The sequence below is a fragment of the Pseudomonas sp. A-1 genome, from assembly GCF_004801855.1.
Classification (GTDB): domain Bacteria; phylum Pseudomonadota; class Gammaproteobacteria; order Pseudomonadales; family Pseudomonadaceae; genus Geopseudomonas.
This window is the reverse complement of sequence record NZ_SSTC01000080.1, coordinates 1-18,230: the sequence shown is the minus strand read 5'-3', so window position 1 is coordinate 18,230 and position 18,230 is coordinate 1. Positions and strand designations below refer to the sequence as shown.

Below are 18,230 nucleotides of genomic sequence, written 5' to 3'. Positions count from 1 at the left end.
CGGGTCGCGGTGACCCTCGGCCTGCGCGGCACCGCGCTCAGCGAGGTGGTCGAGGGCCTGGCCGCGGGCGATGCGGTGCTCGCCGCCGACGCCGAGCCCGGCCAGCGCGTGCGCCTGCGCGAGCAGCCGCTGCCGGCCGGCGTGACGGAGTGAGGCCATGCGCCTGATCGACACCCAGTGGGTCGAATGGAAGATCGCCCTGCGCTTCCTCGCCGACAACCGCCTGCAGAGCCTGCTGATCATCGTCGGCATCGCCGTCGGCTCGGCGGTGATCGTGTTCATCACCGCGCTGATCACCGGCCTGCAGGCCAACGTCATCGAACGCACCCTCGGCACCCAGGCGCACATCCGCATCCTGCCGCCGGACGAGGTCAACCGCGTGCCGCCGCCGCAAGACGGTGCCGTGGCGCTGACCCTGGAAAGCCCGCGCGCCCAGCGCCTGCGCACCATCGTCAACTGGCCCGACGTGCGCGACGTCCTCGACCAGCAGCCGCAGCTGCGCGCGGTGTCGCCGCTGATCAGCGGCCCGGCCATCGCCCGCCGCGGCGTGGCGCGCGCCTCGGTGGCCCTGCTCGGCATCGACCCCGCGCGCTACCAGCGCATCATCCCCATCGAGCCGCACCTGATCGCCGGACGCTTCCGGGTCGAGGCCGGCCATGCGGTGATCGGCAAGGAGCTGGCCGAGGATCTCGGCCTGGGCATCGGCGACAAGCTGCGCCTGGATGCCGGCGAGGGCCGCGAGGCGGTGGTCGACGTTTCCGGCATCTTCGAGCTGGAGGTGCGCGAGCTGGACGCGCGCTACGTCTACCTCGACCTCAAGCAGGCGCAGACCCTGCTCGACCTGCCCGGCGGGGTGACGGTGATCGAGACCGCGGTGCAGCAGATCTTCCAGGCCGAGGCCATCGCCACGCGCCTGGCGCGCCTCACCGGGCTCAAGGCGGAAAGCTGGATGGCCACCAACGGCCAGCTGCTCAACGCGCTGCGCTCGCAGACCATGACCACCCAGATGATCCGCCTGTTCGTCGGCCTGTCGGTGGCCTTCGGCATCGCCAGCGTGCTGGCGGTGAGCGTGGTGCAGCGCACCCGCGAGATCGGCATCCTGCGCGCCATGGGCAGCCCGCGCGGGCAGATCCTGCGCGTGTTCCTCCTGCAGGGCGGCCTGCTCGGCCTGGCCGGCTCCGGCCTCGGCGGACTGGTCGGCTGGTCGCTGGTGCAGGTGTTCAACGTGTTCGGCCCCGGGCTGTTCTTCATCCCGGTCGACCCGACGCTGATTCCCACCGCCATGGCGGTGGCCACCGTCACCGGCGTACTGGCCGCGGCCATGCCGGCGCGCCGCGCGGCCCGTTACGACCCGGCAGTGGCGATCCGCTATGTCTGAATTCGAACGCGACCAGGAAGTGCTGCGCCTGGCCGGCCTGTGCAAGGCCTACAACCCCGGCACGCCGCTGGAGCAGCAGGTGCTGCACGACATCGACCTGCGCCTGGTGCGCGGCGAGCTGACCGCGCTGATCGGCCCGTCCGGCTCGGGCAAGAGCACCCTGCTCAACCTCATCGGCCTGCTCGACTCGCCCACCGGCGGCGAGCTGTACCTGCTCGGCCAGCCGACCCGCGAGCTGGACGACGGCGCGCGCACCCGCCTGCGCAACGAGGCGATCGGCTTCGTGTTCCAGTTCCACCACCTGATCCCGGCGTTCAGCGTGCTGGACAACGTGCTGATGCCGCTGATGATCCGCCACGGCAAGCCGCGCGCCGAGGACCGCGAACTGGCCCTCGAGCTGCTCCACGCGGTCGGCCTGGCCGGCTTCGCCGCCAGCAAGGCCAACCGCATCTCCGGCGGCCAGCAGCAGCGGGTGGCCATCGCCCGCGCGCTGGTCACCCGCCCGGCGCTGCTGCTGGCCGACGAGCCGACCGGCAACCTCGACACCAGGACTGCGGAAAGCGTGTTCACCCTGTTCCGCCGCTTCAACCGCGAGTTCGGCTGCGCGGTGCTGGTGGTCACCCACGACCCGCGCCTGGCGGCCAGCTGCGCGCGCACCGTGCAGCTGGTCGACGGGCGCATCGTCAGCGATCAGCTGAATGGCTGAGTGGTGCGCCGTGCGCACCAAGGCGCTACCCATGGTGCGCACGGCGCACCCTACTGCACGCGGAAATTCTTGAACTGCCAGGGATCGTCCGTGTCGAGATCCTCGTCGAACAGCCAGCCGCGCCCCTCCAGCGGCGTCCAGTCGCTGAACGCGCCGACCAGCTCGCCGAGGTAGGGCCGGCAGAAGTCGAGGATCTCCTCGAAGGGCATCTCGTCGGGCTCGACCACCCCGCAGGCCGGGTTGCGCATCGCCCAGACCACCCCGGCGACAACGCCCACCGTCACCTGCAGGCTGGTCGGGCCGTTGGCCGGACACAGCGCACGGGCCTGCTCGACGGACAACCGCGAGCCGTACCAGTAGGCTCCGTCGTCGTGACCGAGCAGCAGCACGCCCAGCTCGTCGACGCCGGAGACGATGCCGTCGCGCAGCACGCGCAGCCGCGGCTGCAGCTGCCAGTTGCGCCCGGCCAGTTCGTCCAACGACAGCACGGTGTCGTCGCAGGGGTGGTAGGCATAGAGCACGGTCGGCCGGTACTCGGGGGCATCGCCCGCCCCCAGGGTGAAGTAGTCGGCGATGGAGATCGCCTCGCCGTGGCTGATCAGGAAACCGTGGTAAGGACCGGCCAGCGGCGTCCAGCTGCGCACCCGGGTGGCCGCGCCCGGACGCTCCAGGTAGATGGCCGCCTGGCTGCCCCCGGCATGGCGACGGCCGTCGGCTGGCAGATGCCGCTCGTGGCTGCCCCAGCCCAGCTCGACCGGCTGCAGCAACTCGCTGACGAAGCCGGGCACCGACCAGGTGTTGACGAACTCGTCCGGCACCTTGCGCTGGCGGTCCACCTGCCAGTCGCGCTCAGCGACGTGGATGACGCGAACGCCCAGGCGCTGCGCCAGGCGCGCCCACTCCGTGCGGCTGGCCGGCGCCGGCTGCGCCATGCCGTTGCCGGCGGCCAGTTCGAGCAGCGCCATCTTCACCAGGTGCGATACCAGCCCCGGATTGGCACCGTGGGCCAGCACCGCGGTCGGCCCGGGCGCATCGCTCCGGCGCAGCGCCAGCGCCGCCTCGCGCAGGGCGTAGTTGCTGCGCTGCGCCGCCGGCAGGCGGCGGTCGACGTAACCGCCGGCCCAGGGCTCGATGCAGGCGTCCAGATAGAGGGCGCCGCGCTCGCGGCACAGCGCGATCAGCGCCACGCTGCTGACGTCCACCGACAGGTTGAGCAGGAAGTCGCCCGGATCGAGCAGCGGCTCGAGCGCCGTGCGGTAGTTGGCCGGGGTGAGCGCCAGCTGGCGATGGGCGATGCCGGCCTGCTCGGCCGCAGCGAAACCCTCGGCGTCGGCGGCGAGAATCACCAGCTGCGCCGGGCGCAGGGCGATGTGGCGCAGCAGCAGCGGCAGCACCCCCTGGCCGATGCAGCCGAAGCCGAGCAGGACGATGCGCCCGGCGAACGCCTGACGCTGATGCGAAGTGTCCAATGGCCGTCCCCCTTCCTGGCATTCCTGGCATAGGCCTCAGTATAGGAAGCGGGACGCCGGCGCGAGGGAAGACGGCCCAGGGGTGTGCCGGCCGCCCTGCGGGCGACCGGCATGGCCGGGCTCAGAGCGCGCGGCCGAGCTCCGGCACCGCCTCGAACAGGTCGGCGACCAGGCCGTAGTCGGCGACCTGGAAGATCGGCGCTTCCTCGTCCTTGTTGATCGCCACGATCACCCTGGAGTCCTTCATCCCCGCCAGGTGCTGGATGGCGCCGCTGATGCCGACGGCGATGTACAGCTCGGGGGCGACTATCTTGCCGGTCTGCCCCACCTGCATGTCGTTGGGCACGAAGCCGGCGTCGACCGCCGCGCGCGAGGCGCCCACCGCGGCGCCGAGCTGGTCGGCCACCTGGTAGAGCAACTGGAAGTTGTCGCCGTTCTGCAGGCCGCGGCCGCCGGAGACGACGATCTTCGCCGCGGTCAGCTCGGGACGCTCGGACTGCGCCAGCTCCGCGCCGACGAAGCAGGAAATCCCGTAGTCCTCGCCACAGGCCAGGGGCTCGATCGCGGCGCTGCCGCCGGTGGCGGCCACCGCGTCGAAGCCGGTGGCGCGCACGCTGATGACCTTCACCGCCGCGCTGGACTGCACGGTGGCGATGGCGTTGCCGGCGTAGATCGGCCGCTGGAAGGTGTCGGCACTGACGACCCTGATGATTTCCGAGATCTGCTCGACGTCGAGCAGCGCGGCGACCCGCGGCAGGACGTTCTTGCCGTTGCTGGTGGCCGCGGCCAGCACGTGGCTGTAGGCGCGGCCCAGCTCGGCCAGCAGCGGCGCGAGGTTCTCCGGCAGCTGGTGGGCGTAGGCCGGGGCGTCGGCGACCAGCACCTTGCTCACCCCGGCGACCTGGGCGGCGGCGGCGGCCACCGCGCCACAGCCCTGGCCGGCGACCAGCAGGTGGATGTCGCCGCCGATCTGGCTGGCGGCCGCGAGGGTGTTGAGGGTGGCCGCGGCCAGCGCGGCATTGTTGTGCTCGGCGAGTACCAGGATAGCCATCAGATCACCTTCGCTTCGTTCTTCAGTTTGTCGACCAGCTCGGCCACCGAGCCGACCTTGATGCCGGCCTTGCGCGCGGCCGGCGCCTCGACCTTGAGCACCTTCACCGTGGAGGCGGTGGACACGCCGAGCGCCTCCGGCGTCAGCACGTCCAGCGGCTTCTTCTTGGCCTTCATGATGTTGGGCAGCGAGGCGTAGCGCGGCTCGTTGAGGCGCAGGTCGGTGGTGACGATGGCCGGCAGGTTGAGGGACACGGTCTGCAGGCCGCCGTCGATCTCGCGGGTCACGCGGGCCTGTTCGCCGGCGATCTCCACCCTGGAGGCGAAGGTGCCCTGGGCGAAGCCGGTCAGCGCGGCGAGCATCTGCCCGGTCTGGTTGTTGTCGCTGTCGATGGCCTGCTTGCCGAGGATCACCAGCTGCGGCTGCTCGCGGTCGACCACCGCCTTGAGCAGCTTGGCGATGGCCAGCGAGCCGAGCTCGTCAGTGCTCTCGACCAGCACGGCGCGGTCGGCGCCGAGGGCCAGGGCGGTGCGTAGCTGCTCCTGGGCGGCGTTCGGGCCGACCGAGACCACCACCACTTCGCTGGCGATGCCCCTTTCCTTGAGGCGCACTGCCTCTTCCACGGCGATCTCGCAGAACGGATTCATCGCCATCTTGACGTTGGCCAGGTCGACGCCGGAGCCGTCGGCCTTGACGCGGACCTTGACGTTGTAGTCCACCACGCGTTTCACGGTCACGAGGATCTTCATCGGTTGCCTCTTGTTGTCACTTGAAGTTGCGGCGGATCAGCTTCTGCACCCAGCCGACGATGCCGGCGCGGAACAGCAGCACGCAGAGCACGAAGATCACCCCGAGGATGACGTGCACCCAGTCGCCCAGCGGGCCGTTGGACAGGTAGCTCTGCAGGGTCACCACCACGCCGGCGCCGACCAGCGGGCCGAGCACGGTGCCGACGCCGCCGAGCAGGGTCATCAGGATCACCTCGCCGGACATGTGCCAGTGGGCGTCGGTCAGCGAGGCCAGCTGGAACACCACGGTCTTGGTCGCCCCGGCCAGGCCGGTGAGGGTGGCGGAGATGACGAAGGCCAGCAGCTTGTGGGCGGCGACGTTGTAGCCGAGGGAGATGGCGCGCGGCTCGTTGTCGCGGATCGCCTTGAGCACCTGGCCGTAGGGCGAGTGGATGGTGCGCTGGATCACCGCGAAGCCGAACACGAACACCGCCAGCACGAAGTAGTACATCGCCAGGTTGCTCTTCAGGTCGATCAGGCCGAACAGCTCGCCGCGCGGCACGCCCTGCAGGCCGTTCTCGCCGCCGGTGAACGGCGCCTGGACGAACAGGAAGAACACCAGCTGCGCCAGCGCCAGGGTGATCATCGCGAAGTAGATGCCCTGGCGGCGGATCGCCAGCAGGCCGAAGCCCAGGCCGAGCACGCCCGAGGCCACCGTGCCGGCGAGGATGCCCAGCTCGGTGGACAGCCCCGAGTACTGGCTGAGCAGGTAGCCGGTGACGTAGCCGCCGGTGGCGAGGAAGGCGGCGTGGCCGAAGGACAGCAGCCCCGCGTAGCCGAGCAGCAGGTTGAAGGCGCAGGCGAACAGGGCGAAGCACAGCAGCTTCATCAGGAACACCGGATACACCGCCAGCGGGGCGACCAGCGCCACGCCGAGCAGCACCAGGTAGCCGACCAGCTTGCGCCGCTGCTGCGCGCGACGGCGCTCCAGCTCGACCTGCGGATGGGCGACGGCCGCGGCCGCCTGAATGTTTTCCAGACTCGACATACTCATGCCTCCTTCCCGAACAGTCCCGCCGGGCGGAACAGCAGGACGATCACCATCACCAGGAACACCACGGTGCTGGCCGCCTGCGGATAGAACACCTTGGTCAGGCCCTCGATCAGGCCCATGGCCAGACCGGTGACGATGGCGCCCATGATCGAGCCCATGCCGCCGATCACCACCACGGCGAACACCACGATCAGCAGGTTGGCGCCCATGGTCGGGCTGACCGGGTAGATCGGCGCGGCGAGCACCCCGGCGAAGGCGGCCAGCGCCACGCCGTAGCCGTAGGTCAGGGTGATCAACAGCGGCACGTTGATGCCGAAGGCCTGCATCAGCTTGGGGTTCTCGGTGCCGGCGCGCAGGTAGGAACCGAGGCGGGTGCGCTCGATCATGTACCAGGTGGCGATGCACACCACCAGCGCGGCCACCACCACCCAGGCGCGGTAGGTGGGCAGGAACATGAAGCCGAGGTTGACGCCGCCCTTGAGCAGCTCGGGCATCGGGTAGGAGGCCCCGGACACGCCGAACAGCTTGACGAAGCTGCCCTCGACGATCAGCGCCAGGCCGAAGGTCAGCAGCAGGCCGTAGAGGTGATCCTCGCCGGCGATGCGCCGCAGCAGATGGCGCTCGACGGCCATGCCGATGGCGCCGACCAAGAGCGGCGAGAGCACCAGCGCCACCCAGTAGTTGACGCCCAGGTAGTTGAGGCCGAGCAGCGCGGTGAAGGCGCCGAGCATGTACAGCGCGCCGTGGGCGAAGTTGATGATGCGCAGCAGGCCGAAGATGATCGCCAGGCCGAGGCTGAGCAGCGCGTAGAAGGCGCCGTTGATCAGGCCGAGCAGCAGCTGGCCGAGCAGCACGCCCAGGGGAATACCGAATACGAGAGTCATGAGTCACCACCCACAGGAAGTCCGCGACACCCGGCCGCGCGGGCCGGGTGGATGGCTCGCTCCCGCGCGCACTCAGGCGCGCGGGAGCCGGCGGTCGATCAGTTCTTCGCCACCCGATCCTTGACCAGCTTGCACTGGCTCTCGCTCAGCGGGCGGAACGCCTGGTCGCCGGGGATGGTGCTGACGATTTTGTACAGGTCCCACTCGCCCTTCGACTCGGCCGGGGTCTTGACCTGGGCCAGGTACATGTCGTGGACCATGCGGCCGTCCTCGCGGATCTTGCCGCCCTTGGCGAACATGTCGTTGACCGGGGTGGCGGCCATCTTGGCGCGCACGGTGGTGGTGTCGTCGCTGCCGGTGGCCTTGACCGCGTTGAGGTAGTGCATGGTCGCCGAGTAGACGCCGGCCTGGGACATGGTCGGCATGCTGCCGACGCGCTCGTAGTAGCGCTTGGCCCAGGCGCGGGTCTCGTCGTTCATGTCCCAGTACCAGCCGGTGGTCAGCATCAGGCCCTGAGTGACGTCCAGGCCCATGGCGTGGATGTCGTTGAGGAACACCAGCATGCCGGCCAGCGTCTGCCCGGACTGGGTGACGCCGAACTGGCTGGCGGTCTTCAGCGCGTTGACGGTGTCGGCGCCGGCGTTGGCCAGCGCCACCACCTGGGCGCCGGAGCCCTGGGCCTGGAGGATGTAGGAGGAGAAGTCCTGGCTGGGGAACGGATGGCGCACGGTGCCGACCACGCTGCCGCCGCCACCGGTCACCACCTTGGTGATGTCCGCCTCCAGGGCATGCCCGAAGGCATAGTCGGCGGTCAGCATGTACCAGCTCTTGCCGCCGGACTCGAGCACCGCCTTGGCGGTGCCGTTGGCCAGCGCGTAGGTGTCGTAGGTCCAGTGGATATGGTTGGGCGAGCAGGATTCGTTGGTGATGCCCGAGGAGGCGGCGCCGGAGATCAGCGCCAGCTTGTCGGCCTGCTCGACCACCTTGACCGCCGCCAGCACCACCGAGGAGGCGACCAGGCCGGTCACCATGTCGACGTTGCGCTCGTCGACCCACTGGCGCACGGTGTTGGCGCCGACGTCCGGCTTGTTGAGGTCGTCGGCGTTGAAGATGACGATCTTCTTGCCGTCGACGTTGCCGCCGAAATCCTCCACCGCCATCTTCAGCGCCTCCAGGCCACCGGGACCGGCGAGATCGCGATAGGTGCCGGACATGTCGGCGAGGTAGCCGATGCGGATCTCGTCGTTGCTGATCGATGCCTGCGCGCTGCCGGCGATCAGGCTGGAGACGAGCAGAGCGGTTGCGGTCTTCTGGAATACCTTCATGTGTTCACCCACTGTTCCATGGTTATTGTTGTGGTACAGACGAGCAGACCGACGGAAGCCCGCCGGCGCGTGCGCGCCGGGCAGGTGCCGCGGGGTATTACGGGGTTCAGACGCCCAGACAGGTGTTGAGCAGTTCCTTCTTCGCCGGCAGTTCGGCGGCGGTAATCTCCTCGACGATCTGGCCGTGTTCCATCAGGTAGTGGCGGTCGGCCAGCGGCGCGGCGAAGCGGAAGTTCTGCTCGACCAGGACGATGGTCAGGCCCTTGTCCTTGAGCTTGAGCAGCACCTCGCCGAGCTTCTGCACGATCACCGGGGCGAGGCCCTCGGTGATCTCGTCGAGCAGCAGCAGGTTGGCGCCGGTGCGCAGGATGCGCGCCATGGCCAGCATCTGCTGCTCGCCGCCGGACAGCCGGGTGCCCTGGCTGAAGCGGCGCTCGTAGAGGTTGGGGAACATCTCGTAGATCTCGTCGAGGCTCATGCCGCCGCTGCGCACGGTGGGCGGCAGCAGCAGGTTCTCCTCGACGTTGAGGCTGGCGAAGATGCCGCGCTCCTCGGGGCAGTAGCCGACGCCCAGGCGCGGGATCATGTGCGCGGCGACGCCGATGGTCTCGTTGCCGTTGATCATGATCGAGCCGGTGCGCCGGCCGACCAGGTTCATGATCGCGCGCAGGGTGGTGGTGCGCCCGGCGCCGTTGCGCCCAAGCAGGGTCACCAGCTCGCCGCGGCGCACCAAGAGATCGATGCCGTGGAGGATGTGCGACTCGCCGTAGAAGGCGTGCAGGTCGCTGAGGCGCAGCTGTTCGAAATCCGGATTGGTGTGCAGGCTGGTCATGCGTGGGCCTCCTCGGCGGCGGCCTCGCTGCCCAGGTACGCCTCGCGCACCTGCGGGTTGGCGGAAACGGTGGCGTAGTCGCCCTCGGCGAGGATCGAGCCGCGCGCCAGCACGGTGAGGCGGTCGCACAGGCGGCTGACCACGCTGAGGTTGTGCTCGACCATCACCACGGTGCGGCCGACCGCGGCGCGGCGCACCAGGCCGACCACCATGTCGACGTCCTCGTGGCCCATGCCCTGGGTCGGCTCGTCGAGCAGCAGCACCTTGGGCTCCAGCGCCAGGGTGGTGGCCAGCTCAAGGGCGCGCTTGCGGCCGTAGGGCAGCTCGATGGTCAGGGTATCGGCGAAGGACAGCAGGTCGACCTCGGCCAGCAGCTGCTCGGCGCGCTCGTTGAGCGCATCCAGGCAGCGCGCCGGCTTCCAGAAATGGAAGGAGTTGCCCTCGCGCTGCTGCAGGGCCACGCGCACGTTGTCGCGCACGCTCATGTGACCGAACACGGCGGAGATCTGGAACGAGCGCACCAGGCCCAGGCGGGCGATCTCGTTGGGCTTCATGCCGGTGATCGGCTGGCCGTAGTAGAGGATCTCGCCGCGGGTCGGGGTGAGGAACTTGGTGAGCAGGTTGAACACGGTGGTCTTGCCGGCCCCGTTGGGACCGATCAGCGCGTGGATATGGCCCTTCTGCACGCGCAGATCGACCGAGTCCACCGCGGTGAAGCCGCGGAATTCCTTGGTCAGGCCGCGTGTTTCCAGCACGAACTCTGGTGCCATGGGGTGCCCTCTAACCTTGATTGTTTTTGTTGGATGAGGCGCAGGCCTTGGTGGCCTTTACGTAAACGTTAACAGCATGGAGCGGCGGGCGGCAAGCGCCATTCGTACGCCTTTAGTGCAGTGCAACGTGATCAGCTGCGCGATTCGCGCGGCAGACGGCCCATCAGGTAGAACTCGTCGTTGGGCGGGGTGCCGGCCAGCGACACCAGGCGGTTGGACAGGCTGAAGAAGGCGGCGACGGCGCCGATGTCCCAGATGTCGTTCAGGCTGAAACCGACCGCCTGCAGGCGCGCCTGCCAGGCGTCGTCGAGCACGCCGTGCGCGAAGCTCAGGTGCATGGCGAAGTCGAGCATCACTCGCTGGCGCTCGCCGATGGCCGCCGTGCGGTGGTTGATGGCGAGCTGGTCGGCCAGCTGCGGATCCTTGCTGCGGATGCGCAGCACCGCGCCGTGCGCCACCACGCAGTACAGGCAGCCGTGGCGGGCGCTGGTGGCGACCACGATCATCTCCTTCTCGGCCACCGTCAGGCTGTCGGATTCGCGCTCCATCAGCGCGTCGTGCCAGGCGAAGAAGGCGCGGAACTCGTCGGGGCGGTGCGCCAGCATGAGGAACACGTTGGGCACGAAGCCGGCCTTGTCCTGCACGGCGAGGATGCGCTCGCGCAGGTCCTGCGGCAGCTCGTCGAGGGACTCGGGAACGGGGAAGCGGCTGATCGAAGCGGTCATGCGTGATTCCTTTCTTGTTATCCGATTGATGGTGCCCACGCTCCGGGCGCGCTGCGCCCGTGCTCACGCTGGAGGGACGCGGAGCGTCCGGGCGGCGACGTTCCCACGCGGAGCGTGGGAACGATCACCGAAGCTGCCGGCATTCAGTGGTGGTTGATGCCCAGCTCCACCACGCTGATCTCGCGCATGCGGAACTTCTGCACCTTGCCGCTGATGGTCATCGGGAAGTCGCTGACGAACTTGATGTGCCGCGGGATCTTGAAGTGGGCGATGCGCCCCTTGCAGTACTCGCGCAGCGCCTCGGCCTCGACCGCGTGCCCCGGATGCAGCTTGACCCAGGCGACGATCTCCTCGCCGTACTTGCTGTCCGGCACGCCGATCACCTGCACGTCGGCCACCGCCGCGTGGGTGAACAGGAACTCCTCGATCTCGCGCGGGTACACGTTCTCGCCGCCGCGGATGATCATGTCCTTGTTGCGGCCGACGATGCGGATGTAGCCCTCGTCGTCCATCACCGCCAGGTCGCCGGTGTGCATCCAGCGCGCGCCGTCGATGGCCTCGCGGGTGGCCTCGGGGTTGTTCCAGTAGCCGAGCATCACGCTGTAGCCGCGGGTGCACAGCTCGCCGATCTGCCCGCGCGGCACCACGCGGCCGTGCTCGTCGACGATCTTGCTCTCCAGGTGCGGCTGGGTGCGGCCGACGCTGGTCACGCGGCGCTCCAGATCGTCGGCCGGGCCGGTCTGGGTCGATACCGGGCTGGTCTCGGTCATGCCGTAGGCGATCTGCACCTCGCTCATGTGCATCTCGGCGATCACCCGCTTCATCACCTCGATCGGGCAGGTGGCGCCGGCCATGATGCCGGTGCGCAGGCTGGACAGGTCCATGCCGGCACGCTCGGGGTGGTCGAGCATGGCGATGAACATGGTCGGCACGCCGTACAGCGCGGTGGCGCGTTCCTCGGCCACCGCCTGCAGGGCGGCCAGCGGCTCGAAGGCGGCGCTCGGGTAGATCATGGTGCTGCCGTGGGTCAGGCAGCCGATGTTGCCCATCACCATGCCGAAGCAGTGGTACAGCGGCACCGGGATGACCAGGCGGTCCTGCTCGGTGAGGCCGAGGCTCTCGCCGACCATGTAGCCGTTGTTGAGGATGTTGTAGTGGCTGAGGGTGGCGCCCTTGGGGAAGCCGGTGGTGCCGGAGGTGTACTGGATGTTGATCGGCTCGTCGAACTGCAGCTGCTCGCCGCACTGGCGCAGCTGCTCGGGGCCGACCTGCTCGGCCAGCGCCTGCAGCTGCTGCCAGCCGAGCATGCCGTCGGCCGGTTGCGCGCCGAGGCTGATCACCCCGCGCAGCTCCGGCAGCATGTGGCTGTGCAGCGCGCCGGTGGCGCTGGTGGCCAGCTCGGGCAGCAGCTCGCCGAGCATGGCGTGGTAGTCGGAGGTCTTGAAGGTGTCGGCGCAGATCAGCCAGCGACAGCCGGACTGCTTGAGCGCGTACTCCAGCTCGTTGAGCCGGTAGGCGGGGTTGATGTTGACCAGGATGACGCCGGCCTTGGCGCTGGCGAACTGGGCGATGGTCCACTCGGCACGGTTCGGCGACCAGATGCCCAGGCGCTCGCCCGGCTGCAGGCCGAGGGCGATGAAGGCGCGCGCGCAGCGGTCGACCGCCTCGCCCAGCTGGGCCCAGCTGTAGCGCAGGCCCTGGTCGCGCACCACCAGCGCCTCGCGCTGGGCAAAACGGGAAACCGTCTGATCGAAGGCTGCACCGATGGTCATGGCCAGCAGCGGTTTCTCCTGCGGTCCGCAGGTGTAGCTCGGAAGATTCATAGAATCCCTCAGTCTTATGTTTGTTATGAGGTTTGCCACTTCTGAGACTTGCTGTCCCGGGGCGACCGGGGTTGTTGACAGTCGCCGCGGGGTTTGTTTACGTTAACGTAAAGGTTACCGACTGACAACCCACCCCGGAACGGCAGGCGCCGGACTGGAACGGGGGCTCCGGGAGCAGCGCACCGGTTACCGTACTAACCTGCAAACCGCACAACTACAAGACAGACAAAAGGTGGTTCCATGACTTACTCCAGCCTCAACTTCGCCCTCGGTGAAACCGTCGACATGCTGCGCGACCAGGTGCGCGCCTTCGTGGACGCCGAGCTGGCGCCGCGTGCCGCCGAGATCGACGCCACCAACACCTTCCCCATGGACATGTGGAAGAAGTTCGGCGAGATGGGCCTGCTCGGCATCACCGTGCCGGAGGAGTACGGCGGCGCGGGCATGGGCTACCTGGCCCACGTGGTGGCCATGGAGGAGATCAGCCGCGCCTCGGCCTCGGTGGCGCTGTCCTACGGCGCGCACTCCAACCTGTGCGTCAACCAGATCAAGCGCAACGGCAGCGAGGCGCAGAAGCAGAAGTACCTGCCCAAGCTGATCAGCGGCGAGCACGTCGGCGCGCTGGCGATGAGCGAGCCGAACGCCGGCTCCGACGTGGTCTCCATGAAGCTGCGCGCCGAGAAGCGCGGCGACCGCTTCGTCCTCAACGGCAGCAAGACCTGGATCACCAACGGCCCGGACGCCAACACCTACGTGATCTACGCCAAGACCGACCTGGACAAGGGCGCGCACGGCATCACCGCGTTCATCGTCGAGCGCGACTGGAAGGGTTTCACCCGCGGCAGCAAGTTCGACAAGCTGGGCATGCGCGGCTCCAACACCTGCGAACTGTTCTTCGACGACGTCGAGGTGCCGGAGGAGAACGTCCTCGGCCAGCTCAACGGCGGCGTGCGCGTACTGATGAGCGGCCTCGACTACGAGCGCGTGGTGCTGGCCGGCGGCCCGGTCGGCATCATGCAGTCCTGCCTGGACGTGGTGGTGCCCTACATCCACGACCGCAAGCAGTTCGGCCAGGCCATCGGCGAGTTCCAGTTCATCCAGGGCAAGGTCGCCGACATGTACACCCAGCTCAACGCCAGCCGCGCCTACCTGTACACCGTGGCGCAGGCCTGCGACCGCGGCGAGACCACCCGCAAGGACGCCGCCGGGGTGATCCTCTACACCGCCGAGAGCGCCACCCAGATGGCCCTGCAGGCGATCCAGATCCTCGGCGGCAACGGCTACATCAACGAGTTCCCCACCGGACGCCTGCTGCGCGACGCCAAGCTCTACGAGATCGGCGCCGGCACCAGCGAGATCCGCCGCATGCTGATCGGCCGCGAGCTGTTCAACGAGTCGAAATGAGCATGATGGTGCCCACGCTCCGGCGTGGGCACCCCGAACGGACGCTCAGCGTCCTCAAGCGGCACTCCCACGCCGGAGCGTGGGAGCGATCGATCCCGACGGAGTGAGCCCCATGGCCATCCTGCACACCCAGATCAATACCCGTTCGCCGGAATTCGCCGCCAACAGCGCGGTCATGCTCGAACAGGTGAACAACCTGCGCGCCCTGCTCGGGCGCATCAGCGAGGGCGGCGGCGTCGCCGCCCAGCAGCGTCACACCGCGCGCGGCAAGCTGCTGGTGCGCGAGCGCATCAACGCCCTGCTCGACCCGGGCTCGGCCTTCCTCGAGGTTTCCGCGCTGGCCGCCCATGAGGTGTACGGCGAGGACGTGCCGGCCGCCGGCGTGGTCGCCGGCATCGGCCGCGTCGAGGGCGTCGAGTGCATGATCATCGGCAACGACGCCACCGTGAAGGGCGGCAGCTACTACCCGCTGACCGTCAAGAAGCACCTGCGCGCGCAGACCATCGCCCAGCAGAACCGCCTGCCGTGCATCTACCTGGTCGACTCCGGCGGTGCCAACCTGCCGCGCCAGGACGAGGTGTTCCCCGACCGCGAACACTTCGGCCGGATCTTCTTCAACCAGGCCAACATGAGCGCCCAGGGCATCCCGCAGATTGCGGTAGTCATGGGCTCGTGCACCGCCGGCGGCGCCTACGTGCCGGCGATGGCCGACGAGACCATCATGGTGCGCAACCAGGCGACCATCTTCCTCGCCGGCCCGCCGCTGGTGAAGGCAGCCACCGGCGAGGTTGTCACCGCCGAGGAACTGGGCGGCGCCGACGTGCACTGCAAGACCTCCGGGGTGGCCGACCACTACGCCGAGAACGACGCCCACGCGCTGGCCATCGCCCGCCGCTGCGTGGCCAACCTCAACTGGCGCAAGCAGGGCCAGCTGGAGAGCGTCGCGCCGCGCGCGCCGCTGTACGCCGGCGAGGAGCTGTACGGAGTGATCCCGGCCGACGCCAAGCAGCCGTTCGACGTGCGCGAGGTGATCGCCCGGCTGGTCGACGGCAGCGAGTTCGACGAGTTCAAGGCGCTGTTCGGCACCACCCTGGTGTGCGGCTTCGCCCGCCTGCACGGCTACCCGGTGGCCATCCTCGCCAACAACGGCATCCTGTTCGCCGAGGCGGCGCAGAAGGGCGCGCACTTCATCGAGCTGGCCTGCCAGCGCGGCATCCCGCTGCTGTTCCTGCAGAACATCACCGGCTTCATGGTCGGCCAGAAGTACGAGGCCGGCGGCATCGCCAAGCACGGCGCCAAGCTGGTCACCGCGGTGGCCTGCGCCAAGGTGCCGAAGTTCACCGTGATCATCGGCGGCAGCTTCGGCGCCGGCAACTACGGCATGTGCGGCCGTGCCTACGACCCGCGCTTCCTGTGGATGTGGCCGAACGCGCGGATCGGCGTGATGGGCGCGGCCCAGGCCGCCGGGGTGCTCACCCAGGTCAAGCGCGAGCAGGTCGAGCGCAGCGGCAAGACCTTCTCCGCCGAGGAGGAGGAAGCCATCCGCCAGCCGATCCTCGAGCAGTACGAGCGCCAGGGCCACCCCTACTACTCCAGCGCGCGGCTGTGGGATGACGGCGTGATCGACCCGGCGCAGACTCGGCAGGTACTGGCGCTGGCGCTGTCGGCCAGCCTGAACGCCCCCATCGAGCCGACCCCGTTCGGCGTGTTCCGGATGTAAGAGGCCCCGAGATGAGCGACTTCCAGACCATCCAGCTCGACTTCGATCCGCGCGGCTTCGCCACCCTGTGGCTGGACCGCGCCGACAAGAACAACGCCTTCAACGCCACCATGATCCGCGAGCTGATCGACGCCCTCGACCGGGTCAAGGACCACCCCGAACTGCGCTTCCTGATCCTGCGCGGGCGCGGCAAGCACTTTTCCGCCGGCGCCGACCTCGCCTGGATGCGCGAGGCCGCCGAGCTGGACTACGACGCCAACCTGCGTGATGCCCACGAACTGGGCGAGCTGATGTACAACCTCTACCACCTGCCCCTGCCGACCCTGGCCGTGGTGCAGGGCGCGGCCTTCGGCGGCGCGGTGGGCCTGGCCGCCTGCTGCGACATCGCCATCGGCGCCGAGGACGCGCTGTTCTCGCTGTCCGAGGTGCGCATCGGCCTGGCCCCGGCGGTGATCAGCCCGTTCGTGGTCAAGGCCATCGGCGAGCGCGCCGCGCGCCGCTACGCGCTGTCCGCCGAGCGCTTCAATGGCCCCCGCGCCCGCGAGCTGGGCCTGCTCGCCGAGTGCTACCCGGCCGCCGAGCTGAACGCCGCGCTGGAGCGCTGGATCGCCGAGCTGCAGCTGAACAGCCCGCAGGCGATGAAGGCGACCAAGGACCTGCTCGGCGAGGTCGGCAGCGCCGAGCTGTCGCCGGCCCTGCGCCGCCACACCGAAAGCGCCATCGCCCGCCTGCGCGTCAGCCAGGAAGGCCAGGAGGGCCTGCGCGCCTTCCTCGAGAAACGCAGCCCCGCCTGGCAGGAGAAGCACGCATGACCCGACACATCGACACCCTGCTGGTGGCCAACCGCGGCGAGATCGCCTGCCGGGTGATGCGCACCGCCAAGGCCCTCGGCCTGACCACCGTGGCCGTGCACAGCGCCATCGACGCCAACGCCCGCCACGCCCGCGAGGCCGACATCCGCGTCGATCTGGGCGGCGCCAAGCCGGCCGACAGCTACCTGCTGGTCGACAAGCTGATCGCCGCGGCCAAGGCCAGCGGCGCCCAGGCCATCCACCCCGGCTACGGCTTCCTCTCCGAGAACGCCGGCTTCGCCCGCGCCATCGAGGCGGCCGGGCTGATCTTCCTCGGCCCGCCGGCCAGCGCCATCGACGCCATGGGCAGCAAGTCGGCGGCCAAGGCGCTGATGGAGACCGCCGGCGTGCCGCTGGTGCCCGGTTACCACGGCGAAGCCCAGGACTACGAGACCTTCCGCACCGCCGCCGAGGTGATCGGCTACCCGGTGCTGCTCAAGGCCGCCGCCGGCGGCGGCGGCAAGGGTATGAAGGTGGTCGAGCGCGAGAGCGAGCTGGCCGAGGCGCTGGCCTCCGCCCAGCGCGAGGCGCAGGCCGCCTTCGGCGACGCGCGCATGCTGGTGGAAAAGTACGTGCTCAAGCCGCGCCACGTGGAGATCCAGGTGTTCGCCGACATGCACGGCAACTGCCTGTACCTCAACGAGCGCGACTGCTCGATCCAGCGCCGCCACCAGAAGGTGGTCGAGGAAGCCCCGGCCCCGGGCCTGTCGCCGGCGCTGCGCCGCGCCATGGGCGAGGCGGCGGTCAAGGCGGCCCAGGCCATCGGCTACGTCGGCGCCGGCACCGTGGAGTTCCTGCTGGATGCGCGCGGCGAGTTCTTCTTCATGGAGATGAACACCCGCCTGCAGGTCGAGCACCCGGTCACCGAGGCGATCACCGGCCTCGACCTGGTCGCCTGGCAGATCCGCGTCGCCCGCGGCGAGCCGCTGCCGATCAGCCAGGACGAGGTGCCGTTGCTCGGCCACGCCATCGAGGTGCGCCTGTACGCCGAGGATCCGGACCACGACTTCCTGCCGGCCACCGGCACCCTGGAGCTGTACCGCGAGCCGAGCGCCGGCCCCGGCCGCCGCGTCGACAGCGGCGTGGCCGAGGGCGACACCGTCTCCCCCTTCTACGACCCGATGCTCGGCAAGCTGATCGCCTGGGGCGAGAACCGCGAGGAAGCGCGCCAGCGCCTGCTGGCCATGCTCGCCGAGACCGCGGTGGGCGGGGTGAGGACCAACCTGGCCTTCCTGCGCCGCGTGCTGGCCCACCCGGCGTTCGCCAATGCCGAGCTGGACACCGGCTTCATCCCGCGCCACCAGGCGCAGCTGCTGCCGCCGCCGGGCGAGCTGCCGGAGAGCTTCTGGCAGCTGGCCGCCAGCGCCTTCGTGCAGGGCGAGGCCGAGCGCGTGCGCGGCGACGATCCGCACTCGCCCTGGCAGGGCAGCTGCGGCTGGCGCGCCGGCCTGCCGGCGGAAACCGACCTCGCCCTGCGCTGCGGCGACGCCCAGCGCGTGGTGCGCCTGCG

General features: G+C 69.4%; 16 protein-coding genes. 6 read left to right on the top strand and 10 right to left on the bottom strand.

Translation table 11 applies throughout. From position 1 onward, the window contains the following. Window positions 1-157: 157 nt before the first annotated feature. Together E5198_RS16435 and E5198_RS16430 are read left to right on the top strand one after the other, a co-directional pair. Window positions 158-1,378: an ABC transporter permease gene (locus tag E5198_RS16435; protein WP_136491050.1), complete on the top strand. Its 1,221-nt coding sequence runs from the start codon at window positions 158-160 to the stop codon at window positions 1,376-1,378. Next, on the top strand, window positions 1,371-2,084 hold the full coding sequence (locus tag E5198_RS16430; protein WP_136491049.1) for an ABC transporter ATP-binding protein: 714 nt from the start codon (window positions 1,371-1,373) through the stop codon (window positions 2,082-2,084). Before E5198_RS16435 ends, E5198_RS16430 begins: the two co-directional genes overlap by 8 nt. A gap of 50 nt (window positions 2,085-2,134) precedes the next feature. On the opposite strand, the gene E5198_RS16425 is transcribed toward E5198_RS16430, so the two are convergent. The 10 genes from E5198_RS16425 to E5198_RS16380 all read right to left on the bottom strand — a co-directional run bounded on the left by E5198_RS16425 (window position 2,135) and on the right by E5198_RS16380 (window position 12,745). Further along, window positions 2,135-3,553 (bottom strand): homospermidine synthase, encoded by a 1,419-nt coding sequence (locus E5198_RS16425; RefSeq protein WP_136491048.1) that lies wholly within the window; start codon window positions 3,551-3,553, stop codon window positions 2,135-2,137. Between the two features lie 121 nt (window positions 3,554-3,674). Further along, entirely contained in the window at window positions 3,675-4,604 is a 930-nt protein-coding gene (locus E5198_RS16420) for an FAD-binding protein (protein ID WP_136491047.1), read from the bottom strand. Then, window positions 4,604-5,353 (bottom strand): electron transfer flavoprotein subunit beta/FixA family protein, encoded by a 750-nt coding sequence (locus tag E5198_RS16415; RefSeq protein WP_136491046.1) that lies wholly within the window; start codon window positions 5,351-5,353, stop codon window positions 4,604-4,606. Before E5198_RS16415 ends, E5198_RS16420 begins: the two co-directional genes overlap by 1 nt. 16 nt (window positions 5,354-5,369) lie before the next feature. Beyond that, on the bottom strand, window positions 5,370-6,380 hold the full coding sequence (locus E5198_RS16410) for a branched-chain amino acid ABC transporter permease (RefSeq protein WP_136491051.1): 1,011 nt from the start codon (window positions 6,378-6,380) through the stop codon (window positions 5,370-5,372). Between the two features lie 2 nt (window positions 6,381-6,382). Next, complete coding sequence (locus E5198_RS16405; protein WP_136491045.1) at window positions 6,383-7,270, bottom strand: branched-chain amino acid ABC transporter permease; 888 nt, start codon at window positions 7,268-7,270, stop codon at window positions 6,383-6,385. Window positions 7,271-7,368: 98 nt separating this feature from the next. Next, on the bottom strand, window positions 7,369-8,595 hold the full coding sequence (locus E5198_RS16400) for an ABC transporter substrate-binding protein (RefSeq protein WP_136491044.1): 1,227 nt from the start codon (window positions 8,593-8,595) through the stop codon (window positions 7,369-7,371). 106 nt (window positions 8,596-8,701) lie between these two features. Then, a complete protein-coding gene (locus E5198_RS16395; RefSeq protein WP_136491043.1) occupies window positions 8,702-9,427 on the bottom strand; it encodes an ABC transporter ATP-binding protein in 726 nt (241 codons plus the stop codon). After that, complete coding sequence (locus tag E5198_RS16390; RefSeq protein ID WP_136491042.1) at window positions 9,424-10,197, bottom strand: ABC transporter ATP-binding protein; 774 nt, start codon at window positions 10,195-10,197, stop codon at window positions 9,424-9,426. Before E5198_RS16390 ends, E5198_RS16395 begins: the two co-directional genes overlap by 4 nt. Before the next feature lie 131 nt (window positions 10,198-10,328). Continuing rightward, window positions 10,329-10,922, bottom strand: a complete 594-nt coding sequence (locus E5198_RS16385; protein ID WP_136491041.1) for a peroxidase-related enzyme — start codon at window positions 10,920-10,922, stop codon at window positions 10,329-10,331. Between the two features lie 143 nt (window positions 10,923-11,065). Further along, entirely contained in the window at window positions 11,066-12,745 is a 1,680-nt protein-coding gene (locus tag E5198_RS16380; protein WP_136491040.1) for an AMP-binding protein, read from the bottom strand. Between the two features lie 240 nt (window positions 12,746-12,985). On the opposite strand from E5198_RS16380, the gene E5198_RS16375 reads away from it, so the two are divergent. The 4 genes from E5198_RS16375 to E5198_RS16360 all read left to right on the top strand — a co-directional run. Further along, window positions 12,986-14,149, top strand: a complete 1,164-nt coding sequence (locus tag E5198_RS16375) for an isovaleryl-CoA dehydrogenase (RefSeq protein ID WP_136491039.1) — start codon at window positions 12,986-12,988, stop codon at window positions 14,147-14,149. 112 nt (window positions 14,150-14,261) lie between these two features. After that, window positions 14,262-15,869, top strand: a complete 1,608-nt coding sequence (locus tag E5198_RS16370) for a carboxyl transferase domain-containing protein (RefSeq protein ID WP_136491038.1) — start codon at window positions 14,262-14,264, stop codon at window positions 15,867-15,869. 11 nt (window positions 15,870-15,880) lie between these two features. Further along, window positions 15,881-16,681, top strand: coding sequence for a gamma-carboxygeranoyl-CoA hydratase (locus E5198_RS16365; protein WP_136491037.1), 801 nt, complete (start codon window positions 15,881-15,883; stop codon window positions 16,679-16,681). After that, a partial coding sequence (locus E5198_RS16360) for an acetyl/propionyl/methylcrotonyl-CoA carboxylase subunit alpha (protein ID WP_136491036.1) occupies window positions 16,678-18,230 on the top strand: 1,553 nt, incomplete at its 3' end. The genes E5198_RS16365 and E5198_RS16360, both read left to right, overlap by 4 nt.